Origin of the sequence: Pseudoalteromonas byunsanensis (assembly GCF_001854475.1) — a bacterium.
GTDB lineage: Bacteria > Pseudomonadota > Gammaproteobacteria > Enterobacterales > Alteromonadaceae > Pseudoalteromonas > Pseudoalteromonas byunsanensis.
Window position 1 is genome coordinate 300,298 of record NZ_MNAN01000026.1, and the last position, 12,117, is coordinate 312,414.

General features: G+C 41.2%; 10 protein-coding genes. 5 read left to right on the top strand and 5 right to left on the bottom strand.

Annotation, left to right across the window (positions count from 1 at the left end; translation table 11 throughout):
- The first annotated feature begins 339 nt into the window (after positions 1 to 339).
- From BIW53_RS20840 to BIW53_RS04945, 5 genes are all read left to right on the top strand, one after another.
- Positions 340 to 501, top strand: a complete 162-nt coding sequence (locus BIW53_RS20840) for a hypothetical protein (protein ID WP_175442092.1) — start codon at positions 340 to 342, stop codon at positions 499 to 501.
- Between the two features lie 183 nt (positions 502 to 684).
- A complete protein-coding gene (locus tag BIW53_RS04930) occupies positions 685 to 1,647 on the top strand; it encodes an ATP-grasp domain-containing protein (protein ID WP_070990749.1) in 963 nt (320 codons plus the stop codon).
- Between the two features lie 126 nt (positions 1,648 to 1,773).
- Positions 1,774 to 2,790, top strand: a complete 1,017-nt coding sequence (locus tag BIW53_RS04935) for a hypothetical protein (protein WP_070990750.1) — start codon at positions 1,774 to 1,776, stop codon at positions 2,788 to 2,790.
- A 13-nt stretch (positions 2,791 to 2,803) separates the two neighbouring features.
- Positions 2,804 to 3,970: a hypothetical protein gene (locus tag BIW53_RS04940; RefSeq protein WP_070990751.1), complete on the top strand. Its 1,167-nt coding sequence runs from the start codon at positions 2,804 to 2,806 to the stop codon at positions 3,968 to 3,970.
- Positions 3,971 to 4,159: 189 nt separating this feature from the next.
- Entirely contained in the window at positions 4,160 to 6,022 is a 1,863-nt protein-coding gene (locus BIW53_RS04945) for a hypothetical protein (protein WP_070990752.1), read from the top strand.
- A gap of 37 nt (positions 6,023 to 6,059) precedes the next feature.
- On the opposite strand, the gene BIW53_RS04950 is transcribed toward BIW53_RS04945, so the two are convergent.
- From BIW53_RS04950 to odhB, 5 genes are all read right to left on the bottom strand, one after another.
- Complete coding sequence (locus tag BIW53_RS04950; RefSeq protein WP_070990754.1) at positions 6,060 to 7,463, bottom strand: Y-family DNA polymerase; 1,404 nt, start codon at positions 7,461 to 7,463, stop codon at positions 6,060 to 6,062.
- Entirely contained in the window at positions 7,460 to 8,143 is a 684-nt protein-coding gene (gene imuA / locus BIW53_RS04955; RefSeq protein WP_070990756.1) for a translesion DNA synthesis-associated protein ImuA, read from the bottom strand. Before imuA ends, BIW53_RS04950 begins: the two co-directional genes overlap by 4 nt.
- A gap of 238 nt (positions 8,144 to 8,381) precedes the next feature.
- Positions 8,382 to 9,254 carry a succinate--CoA ligase subunit alpha gene (sucD, locus tag BIW53_RS04960; protein ID WP_070990757.1) on the bottom strand — a complete coding sequence of 291 codons (873 nt, stop codon included), beginning with the start codon at positions 9,252 to 9,254 and terminating at the stop codon, positions 8,382 to 8,384.
- Entirely contained in the window at positions 9,254 to 10,420 is a 1,167-nt protein-coding gene (sucC, locus tag BIW53_RS04965; protein WP_070985316.1) for an ADP-forming succinate--CoA ligase subunit beta, read from the bottom strand. The genes sucD and sucC overlap by 1 nt, the downstream gene beginning before the upstream one ends.
- A gap of 178 nt (positions 10,421 to 10,598) precedes the next feature.
- On the bottom strand, positions 10,599 to 12,107 hold the full coding sequence (odhB, locus tag BIW53_RS04970) for a 2-oxoglutarate dehydrogenase complex dihydrolipoyllysine-residue succinyltransferase (protein ID WP_070990759.1): 1,509 nt from the start codon (positions 12,105 to 12,107) through the stop codon (positions 10,599 to 10,601).
- Between the last annotated feature and the right edge of the window lie 10 nt (positions 12,108 to 12,117).

A 12,117-nucleotide genomic window follows, 5' to 3' on the forward strand; every position in this document is an offset into this window, starting at 1 on the left:
CGATGATTATGTCGCCGCTGATTTAACACCTGTATTGGCGCTAGCCGAAAAGTACATACGCCTCCAGCTATTACAGTTCATTGTGCCAAGTTCAATGGATATTATCTTCTCTTATCACCAACATCTCCTTACAACAGCTATGTGAAATTTAAATTACCAATTTGTTGACTAAAGGTTAACTTGAGGCTTAAATTGATCTTAAAGCACGGCGCTGCGCTTTCAGACACTAAGAACGGTTGTATCGTGTTTATCTTTTCATGTAGATATTCACGTGTTCTAGCTTTGCAACAAGCAAAGGGTGTCATTTCAACCATATTAGTTTTAATAAGGAATATTAAGATGACAGAGAAAACCACGCCCACTACTTTCGAACCCATTGATTCTGAAGAGTTACTAGCTCAAGTATCAGGTGGTAATTTAGCGCCTTTGAACACTGCAACTTTAACCGACAGTTGTGATAGGAGTGTCTGCGATACCGAATGGGATAACGGACACCTGTAAGTGATTAGTTAATTCAAGCACCCTGTAAAGAGTGGGATTGTATGATTAAACATACTTACAGGTCATGCGGTTCCATTCTTATTCTGGGCTTACTCAACTCAAAGCTTTCATATGTAAGCCTACATTCTATGCCAGTAGTATTTATCGTACTGCTTTTTATACTGATAATGAGCATGACACGCTATGATCTTAATTCTTTCGCAGCTTATTGAGCCTAACACTTCAGAAATTATTGATATTCTCAATTTTTATAATAAGCCTTGGTTTCGTTTAAATGGTGAAGATATCCCTACAAATATTCACTTTGAGTATGATTTAAACGACGGTTCAAAAATTGAAGACGTATCAGGCATAAATAGTATAAATATTTTAGAGCTCGATAAGGTGACCTCGGTTTGGGCACGCCGACGCGGCGCTATTACCCCCAGCCCCCACTTACCTGAGAATCAACAGCGGTTTGTGGCCGATGAATGTTTAACCTTATACAAAAGCCTGGAGAGTCTCACCTCAGCCCAGTGGATGAACAACCCTTGGTGTGACGACAGAGCAAATAACCCTATCGTGCAACTGCGTATCGCAAAAAAGGTCGGGCTAACTATTCCTAATACCACCATTACCCAAAGCAAGACTATCGCTGATAGATTCTATAGTGCTTGTAATGGCGATGTTATTACCAAACGAATTATGAAAGCGCCTATTTCTCATTATGGATTTTCGATGGTTTTTACCAGCCCTGTAACAGAGGAACATGCACAAGAGTTTACTAATTTAGAGCTATGCCCAACGCTACTCCAATCTAGAGTCGACCGGCTACTAGAACTGAGAATAACGGTGGTCGGTAACAAACTGTTTAGCGCAGCCACTGAAATTGACTTACAGAATAAATACAAGGTCGATATTCGAGAATCTGATTTACAAAAAATCAATTATTTTCCCTATCAACTACCCGAAAGTATTCAACAAAAGCTGCTGCAATTTATGACAGAGTTAGGCTTAGTATTCGGTGCGATTGATATGATCTTGACCAAAAATAATGAGTTCGTATTTATTGAATTGAACCCCATCGGGCAATGGGGTTGGGTAGAAAGCGCTACAGGCCTGAAAATTACCGAAGCCGTTGCCCAGTGGCTTATGCTGGAGGACTAACATGCCATTTATATTACTATTTCAAACCAAGCCTATTTCTCACGCTCATCCTCTTACCTACTATGATTGTCTGTATGCAGGGAAAATAGAAAAAAAGCAGTTCACATTTTAGAGGGAGTTATCATAATGAGAATGATCAACAATCCCGCAGTAACGTGGTGTAAAGGATATAAAAATGCGCTGCTGATGCACCTACATGACGAAAAAGTACAGTCCGTTCCGCAGAGTGTGCTTGAGGTTATTGAGTACATTGCGGACAGTCAAAGTACAAACTACCAAGACGTACTGATCCGCTTCAGTGAACATGCTGATGTGGTCAAAGGCTATTTAGACTTTCTATTACAAAAAAAATGGTTGTTAGAAGTTCCCGATTTCGTTGAATACCAACCTATCAGTATCAAACCCAGTGCCATTTTGAAAATCAGGAACTTCTATTTAGAGGTCTGTGATAGCACTTCTTTAGACTGGTTTGAGGATATAGCCCGATGGCTTAGAAAACACAGAGCAACTCATAGCTTAATTGTTCGCTTGTATGACGAAAGTGAAAAAACACAATCAAACGCATCCAATATCATTAAATGTGCTCGACACCTTGGCTATAACCAGTGTGGCATTTTATTTTCTCAACACATTGAGAATAAAAATGCCTATGATGGCATGAGCGATAATCTGGATTTCTTTTTAGCTCAACAAAACGATGCCCACAAAACTCATATTCATGGCGTAGAAGTCATTAAACTCACTAAAGACATTGTTCACAAAGGCAGTCACTTACAGTCGAATTTATATAGCTGTAGACACAATAAGCTTGGTACCTATCGCGCCGATAATATTTTTATCGATAAAAATAAAGCAATTTACCCACACCCTTTTGATCTATATTTTTTTGGTAAAGCAAACAACAGCTCGTATTTAAGCCAAGTGATTGATAGCCCCAAAGCGCATTCCTATTTCTTTATGAGCAAAGACAAAATAGATAAGTGCCGTATTTGCGAATACCGTCTAAGCTGTACTAACTCTTTATGGAATAGGCAGGATAAACATATTTTAAGTTCTGCACCAAATAATTGTACCTATGATCCAGTACAAGGGCTTTGGCACGACATGCCTGTTACAAATACTGCTTGCAACCTAGAAGCATAAGAGAGCAAAAATAATGAACAGAGTCGTTTTACTGCTTTTTGTTTTATTCAAAACTATTGATGCTGCTGCTATTGAGCTTCACCCAGAAGTGGTTGCAATTCAAAAGGATTTAATTAACTTAAGCACACATAAAAATGTAGGGGAAGTGTTTGAACGCCATCAAAACGTGCTCAGTGAAAACAACTTAGATACACAATCTCGAGACTTAATTCATCAATTCATTGCCACGTATTTTTCTTTTATTGGTTTACATCAACGGGCAGAACGCCTGTACCAGTTCGGTCAATCTATTTCACAACAGCAAGCTTTAGACAACTTTACTGCGTATGATGCACTGGATGAGATCACCGCGCTTGCCAAAAAAAATAGATTACTTATGGTAAATGAGGCGCATCACATTCCAAAACACCGATGGCTTACCAAAGAGCTGTTAATACGCCTAAAAAGAGAGGGCTATTCATATTTAGCGCTTGAAGCACTGGCTAAAAAAGACGAACAGCGTATCAATAAGCAAGGCTATGCCACTAATAAAAGTGGTATATATATGCGTGACCCCGCATTTTCAGAACTTATCAGCGTTGCTAAGGAGCTTGGCTATACCCTCGTCAGCTACGATAAATATAGCTATGATAGAGAAAAAGAAGGTGCTGAAAATATCATCAACAAAACATTTGCGCTCGACCCTGACGCCAAAGTCATTGTGCATTGTGGTTATAGTCATATTGATGAAAAACACAAGCTAGCCAGCATATTAGCTGCAAATCTGCATATTGACCCATTAACCATTGATCAAACTGCGCTGTTATCTACACACATTCCAGACATATATAAGAATACGCCGGTTGTCTTTAAGTCTGACACAGAGCAATATTGGCAACCAACAAACAGTCATTTTGACATTGCCGTTTACTGGCCTGCACAAACTCAGATCACTAACAGACCAGCATGGTATATGGCAAATCATCAGCGCCAAAGGTTAAACGAAACATGGTGTAACAATGCTTTCCCATGTTATGTAGAAGTGGTTAACAACATAAATGAGGCAATACCATTTGATAGGTATTTGTGGTTAAACCCAGCTATTCCTGCATCCGTGCGGGTACGGGCTGGAGACTCTATTTTTGTATATGATAAATTCGGTAAACAAGTTCGACAACTAAACTCACCTTTTATTAAATAACAGCCTCTTCATCAGAAGAGTTTGATTAACCTGTAATTATAATAAAAACTACTCTTACCGCTTGTAGGATAAGGGCCTGCTGTGAGTAGCTAAATCTCCCTAGATTAATTAGTATTTTCTAAAACCAGACAAACACTCTATAATTCCGACTTTTGAAACAATCTGAGCATTTTTAACTCTAGGAAAGAAATGAAAAACTATGCATTCTTAGCATTGGCTGTCTCAATGTTAGCTGGCTGTGGTGGTGGCTCTGACACTAACTCAGATGGCTCTCCAACAACACCAAAAAATAACTTACCCTCTTTAAGCGGTGAATTCGTTTTAACAGGCAAGGCGAACGTTTCATTCTCTGGTTCTTTTAACGCAAAAGACTTAGATGGTGATGCACTAACGGTCAGTTTTGAAGACCAACCTGACTGGCTGGAATATACCTTTTCTGGCAATGAGTTAACACTATCAGGCGAGCCAAAGCTAATTGATGTAGATACTTACACTACTAAAGTTATACTGAGCGATGGTAAACAAAGCCAAAACTACTCATTAAACATCAACATCGCGGATGACCCATCTGCATGGCAGCCACTCCCAATTACAGCTGAAGAGCTTGCTGGTGCTTGGCAAAGTGAAGAGCATAATGTTGCTTTTATTGTTGCTGAAGACGTCAGTACTAGTAGTGCAAACATCGGTTATCTAATAGAGGGTGACAAAAAGTACATGGTTAATTATCAATTGTCTGATGGTATTAATCTAGGTTTATTGGACGAATATGATTACTCGACGGTAGAGGACACTAGACAATTTGAAGTCATTGCGAAAAGTGATACTAAACTGCGACTTGTGGCAAACGTAAATGACCAGAAGAAAGCTTTTAATTTTAGCCCCGTCAACAAAGCTATAACTGAAAGCTTTTCTTTTACTCCAACGTTTAGCAATGATACCTGGTTCTCTGGTGGCCACATTGATTTAGATAGCAATGAACAATCAAATATTCATGTGGCAGTAGCGCTTCCTCGTTTATCTCATCTGGCACACAGTTCATATGACTACAATGTAAGTGTTACAGCTTCTTATAATAGTGAAACAGCAGAATTTACACCTATATCTCCAGTTACCACTAGTTACTGTTGGAGGATTGAAAACCCTTTTACTTTTGACTGTCCCAATTTAAGTGTCAAATTTAGTAAAATCAAAGTGCTGGGGGTGTTTAACGATACTTTGTTTTACAGCGTAACGCACCACTATGAAGCGGACCTTTCAGAAACTCAAAAAAGAGCGCTCCCACTTCTAGCTAACTTTTTAGACCAACAATATACTTCTGTTTATGCTGAAAAGTTTAAAAAAATCGAGAAAATAGCTAGACCCAGTATTGAAGTGGGTCAAACCTATACAGGCCGCATATTGCTAAGAGATCCTGATACTCATGTAGAACTCAATGGAACTTATTACCATAGTGGCAGCGGCACCTTTACGCTCACCAGCGAAAATACAGGTTCATTCACCATCGAATTAGCTGACCATTCAGCCCAAGAAACCAAAGAGTTTACCTATGAGTTGACAGAAACATCAATAAATATTTTCTATGATGGTAAAACAACACAAAGACACTTCTATAAATTACCAAATGGTTTAACAGGCATCACTGAACCTTATGCGGATCAGTATGAAAGTAAATTTGATATCAGACCTTTTGTTGCTGTACAAGAGCTTAGTATGGAAGACAGTATGGGGACTTTCATCTCTACGGGTTCATCAACCAGCTCTTACAACTTAGGCTATGACAAAGTAACAATTCGATATGCAGAAAATAGTGAAACTGTGCTGCCAAGCCGTTGGGAGCAAGATGACAGTGTTACCTTTGTGGATGGTTGTCATCATTACAATACCATTGCTGAGTGTGAACAAATGGCTCAAGATAATGAGGATCATATCCCTTTATACTACCGTAACCTCAAGCTATTGTATGCCGATGGTGACTACTATCTATTTCAAGATTCATTTAACTCAGAGGGTGATGCTTTTCAAAGTTACAGAAGTTTTAGAAAAGTAAACTAACCTTTTATGCGGCTGCCCTACTGCGCAGCTGCATTTACTAGCAAAATATCCCTTGCACAAACCATTGCTGTGATGGCTCTTTGTAGACCCATAACCACTTTCCCTGCTCGTTTCGAGCAATATAATAATCTCTAGCCACCGCTTGGTTATCCCACCAGCCAGTGCAGATCCGCTCGGGTCCAGAGTAGATAGTTACCTTTTCTTGTAATGGAGCAACCTCAGGTAATAACATGCTCGGCCGTTGTAAGTCTTTTATGCGTGTTTGTTCAGTAAATGAATGTGAAGGGTCAACAAAGTGAAATGCCCGCTCAGGTCTATGATCAGAATCGATTGTAACTCCCTGTACAGAGCACTCACCTAATTTCGCTTGTAACTTTGCAATTAACGCGGGTATTTCTGATTGTCCTTGCAGGCTTTGGAACAATTCATTATTTACACATTGGTTATCCAGCAAATACTCGGCAGATAAAGTGATTGCCTGAATGGGTGCATTGAGTGATATATTGGAAAGCTTTAACTCAATTAATGACTGCCATGCATGGGCACGGCTCTCCCCTGCAGAGATAGCGACTTGTATCAATACAGGCTCAGCGTCTCGCAATTGCAACGTTAATAAGACTTGCTGAGCAAGCTTATTACGCTGTCGCAAGAACAATTCTAACTGTTTGAGTAGCTTTGCCATCGGCTTTGCAAGCCATTGCAAATTTTCGAGTTCAAATAACAAAGTAAGATGACGGGAAAACTGCTCCTCTGGTACATAAAATATTAAAGGATATTTTAGTTGCCCCTGTAAGCGACCCACATAATGCACCAGCTCAATATCAAAGCGTTTCGCCAGCTCACTGACCGGAATACACAATAATTGTGAAAGTTTGGTTATTCTAACCCGCCTTAACTGCTCACACGTCCGTTCAGACAAGTCAGTCTGTAATAAATCAAAACTGTTTATGCTACTTTGCAGTAAAGATTCGTCATCCGTTATGATATCTGATTGCCCCCTTGCAAGTAGCCTTGCTGCCAATGCCGAGTAACCAGTAGCATAGTGATAATTAAGATCTAAATGTGATAAATGCGCTTGTATGTGCTGCCAATAAATCGTTAAACCCTGATATAAAGACAACATGTTGCTCACTTTAAGCAAAATACCGTCTGGTGGAAACAGGCTAATATCTGCCGTCACTAGATACAACCACTGCGCAATTTCTTGCAATCTCGCTTGCTCTGCTTGTTCATCATAGGCTACAACTTGTAACTTCTCAGATAAACTAGCTGCGCTTGCAAGGCCCATTCCTACTGTGATGCCTGACTGCTTTGCTAATGTGCAAACCTGTACCACTCTATTACTGTGGCCATTCACAATGACCACAGGAGTTGAGTTGTGAGATAGTGTTAAACTGTCCAGCTGTAAATGTTTAAAATGTAGATATAACCAAAGTGTCATTTTGCATACCGCACCGGTGTCGGAAACACCGCCACATTACTTGCCTCTCCTTGCTCTGGTACTAACTGCGGCCAATAATCTGCCAAGCTAAGAATAAAGCTTTCCTGAGGCCAACCTCCCCTTTGTTTTTTAACTTTAACAGCGATGCCTTGTGGCTGCGCTGTCAACTGTAAGCACAGCGCAACAGGTAACGAAAATTGTTGTTCACATACAGACCTGAATAAAAACAAGGTGCTCCCCCCCTGCTCTGATGCCAGCTGTAAACGTTTCGCCTGAGAAATACTTAACGAGTTATGCCACAGCAGAACGTTGCCGCATCCTCGGCTTTTCAAACATTGCTCTGCGGCCCATAACGCATCAATTGCACAGTTGGTATTGGTGAACAATAGCTGTTTGTGATCAAACCCTAAGTGATAAAACTGATGCGCATTAACGACCCCCGGTGGATTGATAAATACAATCAAACGGTTATCCTGCTGCAAATAAGGTAACCAAATCTGTAGCTCGCCAATCCCGCAGTCCGCCTGCACCTCTATCATTCCCTTTTTAGGTAAACCACCTTGTAGCTTAGTATCTAATAATGAAATACCGGTGCTAATCCGCTCTGACGACAGATGAGCATGGCTACTACCTTGCCATATCCACTGCCGATGCTGTAATAAATCAATTATTTTACTCATTTCAGACAAAAACAATTTATACTGTATATATAAACAGTATAATTACTAGAACGTAAACTGCAAGATCAAAATATGAGCAAGACTTAACTCTAGGATCTCTAACCTGCTACATATGAGTTGATTGGGTGAAGTTAAATGAAAAGCAAACATGACAGCTTAGAACGAGCTTAGTATAAAAACAAAAATGCCAGTCATAAGGACTGGCATTTAATATCACTTTAAAAAAGCTGGGAGGTTATTACCAACCAGTTTTCTCTTTTAGAGCAGCACCGATATCAGCTAGTGAACGAACAGTCTTAACGCCTGCCGCTTCTAGTGCTGCGAACTTCTCATCTGCAGTACCTTTACCACCTGCGATGATAGCACCAGCGTGACCCATACGCTTACCAGCAGGTGCAGTTACACCAGCAATGTAAGATACTACAGGCTTAGTTACGTTGTGCTTGATGTACTCAGCAGCTTCTTCTTCAGCTGTACCACCGATCTCACCAATCATTACGATTGCTTCTGTTTGTGGATCGTTTTGGAACATCTCAAGTACGTCGATGAAGTTAGTACCTGGGATTGGGTCGCCACCGATGCCAACACACGTAGATTGACCGAAACCAGCATCAGTAGTTTGTTTAACTGCTTCGTACGTTAAAGTACCTGAGCGAGAAACGATACCTACTTTACCAGGCTTGTGGATGTGACCAGGCATGATACCAATCTTAGTTTCACCCGGAGTGATAACACCTGGGCAGTTAGGACCGATCATACGAACACCAGTTTGGTCTAGCTTAACTTTCACGTCAACCATGTCTAGTGTTGGAATACCTTCAGTGATACAAACAATAAGCTCGATACCTGCATCGATAGCTTCTAGGATTGCATCTTTACAAAAAGGAGCTGGTACGTAGATAACTGATGCTGTTGCGCCAGTAGCTTCTACAGCTTCACGTACAGTGTTAAATACAGGTAGACCTAGGTGCGTTTGACCGCCTTTACCAGGAGATACACCACCAACCATTTGCGTGCCGTACTGGATAGCTTGCTCTGAGTGGAAAGTACCTTGACCGCCAGTGAAACCCTGACAGATTACTTTAGTATCTTTATTAATTAATACAGACATTATTTGCCCTCCGCAGCAGCAACAACTTTCTGTGCAGCATCTGTTAGAGATTCTGCAGCGATAATGTCAAGGTCAGAGTTAGCTAGAACTTCACGACCTAGTTCAGCGTTAGTACCTTCTAAACGTACAACTACTGGTACTTGAACGCCAACTTCTTTAACCGCACCAATGATACCTTCAGCGATCATGTCACAACGTACGATACCACCGAAGATGTTAACTAGTACTGCTTTAACATTGTCATCAGAAAGGATGATCTTGAATGCTTCTGCTACACGCTCTTTAGTCGCGCCGCCACCAACGTCTAAGAAGTTAGCTGGCTTACCACCGTGTAAGTTTACGATGTCCATAGTACCCATCGCTAGGCCTGCACCGTTAACCATACAACCTACGTTACCGTCTAGAGCAACATAGTTAAGCTCGAAGCTTGCTGCGTGAGCTTCACGCGCATCTTCTTGTGAAGGATCGTGGAATTCACGGATCTTAGGCTGACGGAACAATGCGTTGCCGTCTACACCAATTTTACCGTCAAGACAGTGAAGGTTGCCTTGATCAGTGATTACTAGAGGGTTGATCTCTAATAGTGCGAAATCGTGGTCGTTAAACATAGTTGCAAGACCCATGAAGATCTTAACGAACTGTTTAATCTGTGCTGGGTTTAGACCTAGTTTGAAGCCTAACTCGCGACCTTGATAAGCCTGAGGGCCAACTAGTGGATCAATTTCAGCTTTATGAATTAGCTCTGGTGTTTCTTCTGCAACAGTTTCAATTTCAACACCACCTTCAGTAGATGCCATGAAAACAACTTTGCGAGTTGCACGGTCTACAACAGCACCTAGGTATAATTCGTTCGCGATGTCTGTGCAGCTTTCAACTAAGATCTTAGCTACTGGCTGGCCTTTTTCGTCTGTTTGGTAAGTTACTAAGTTTTTACCTAACCAGTTTTCAGCAAATGCGCGAATTTCTTCTTTGCTATCAGCAAGCTTAACACCGCCTGCTTTACCACGGCCACCGGCGTGTACTTGACATTTAACTACCCATTTGTCGCCGCCGATTTTAGCAGCTGCTTCTACCGCTTCTTGAGGTGTATCACAAGCGAAACCCTCAGATACTGGCAAACCATAGTCGGCAAATAGTTGTTTTGCCTGATACTCATGCAAATTCATGATGCTTTATCCAATTTCTTATACTAAAAAAGCTGAATATTTATGCAAATAATCAGCTATCCCAAATTGCGCTCCTAGTATAGATCCCAAGGCTTAGGATGAAAACCCTAGTTAGACCAAAGGCGCAAAAAAAAAGCTGTATGAACGAACATACAGCTTAATATCTAATCAATTATGATTATACGTCTAGTAATAGACGTGTAGGATCTTCTAATAGCTCTTTAATTGTAACTAAGAAGCCTACTGATTCTTTACCGTCGATTTGACGGTGGTCATAGCTGAGTGCCAAATACATCATAGGTAGGATTTCTACTTTACCATTCACAGCCATTGGGCGCTCTTGGATTTTGTGCATACCTAGGATTGAAGACTGAGGCAAGTTGATGATTGGCGTTGAAAGTAATGAACCAAACACACCACCGTTAGTGATAGTGAAGTTACCACCAGTCATGTCATCTACTGTTAATTTACCGTCACGGCCTTTAAGGGCTAGTTCACGGATGCCTTTTTCAATCTCAGCAACTGATAACTTGTCACAGTCACGCAATACTGGAGTTACTAGACCACGAGGTGTAGATACAGCAATGCTGATATCGAAGTAGTTGTGATAAACAATGTCATCGCCGTCGATTGATGCGTTAACTTCAGGGAAACGCTTAAGCGCTTCAGTTACCGCTTTCACATAGAAAGACATGAAACCTAAACGAATACCATGACGCTTCTCAAATACTTCTTGGTACTGCTTACGAAGGTCCATGATAGGCTTCATGTTCACTTCGTTGAAGGTCGTCAACATCGCTGTTGAGTTTTTCGCTTCAAGTAGACGGTTTGCAATAGTCTTACGTAAACGAGTCATAGGTACACGTTTTTGTGTTCGGTCACCCATTGGCGCTGCAGGTGCAGATGCTGTTGAAGCTGCAGCTGGTTTAGCCGCTGGCGCTTTCAAGAACGCGTCAACATCTTCTTTGGTGATGCGACCACCTTTACCTGAACCTTTAATTTTAGATGCATCTAAGCCTTTCTCAGCAATAAGACGACGTACAGATGGTGTTAACACATCCGAGCTCTCATCTGACGAAGCTGAATCTGACTCTGATTTAGACTCAGACTTTTCGCTTGAAGATGCAGCTGGAGCAGCACCGGCTTTTATCTTACCGATCACTTGCTCACCAAGTACTGTGTCACCCTCTGCGTGTAGATGTTCACCCATTACACCATCTTCTGGTGCAACAACTTCTAATACTACTTTATCAGTTTCAATATCAACCAGGTTTTGATCGCGGCTTACCGCTTCACCTGGTTGAACATGCCAAGTTGCGATTGTAGCGTCTGCTACTGACTCTGGAAGTACAGGTACTTTAATGTCCACTTCTTTACCTTCTGATGCTGGCGCCGATGACGACGCTGCTGGTTGTTCATTTGATTGAGCTGGTGCGCTTGCTTTCGCATCTGGTGCACCTAAAATTGCGATAACTTGTTCGCCAAGAACTGTTGCGCCATCTGATTCTTTGATCTCGGTGATCACGCCATCTTCTGGAGCTACAACTTCTAATACAACCTTGTCAGTTTCAATATCTACAAGGTTTTGGTCACGAGTTACAGTATCACCAACGCTAACGTGCCAAGTTGCTACTGTAGCGTCTGCAACTGACTCAGGAAGAACAGGAACCTTAATTTCGGTTGTCATCTCTTATCCC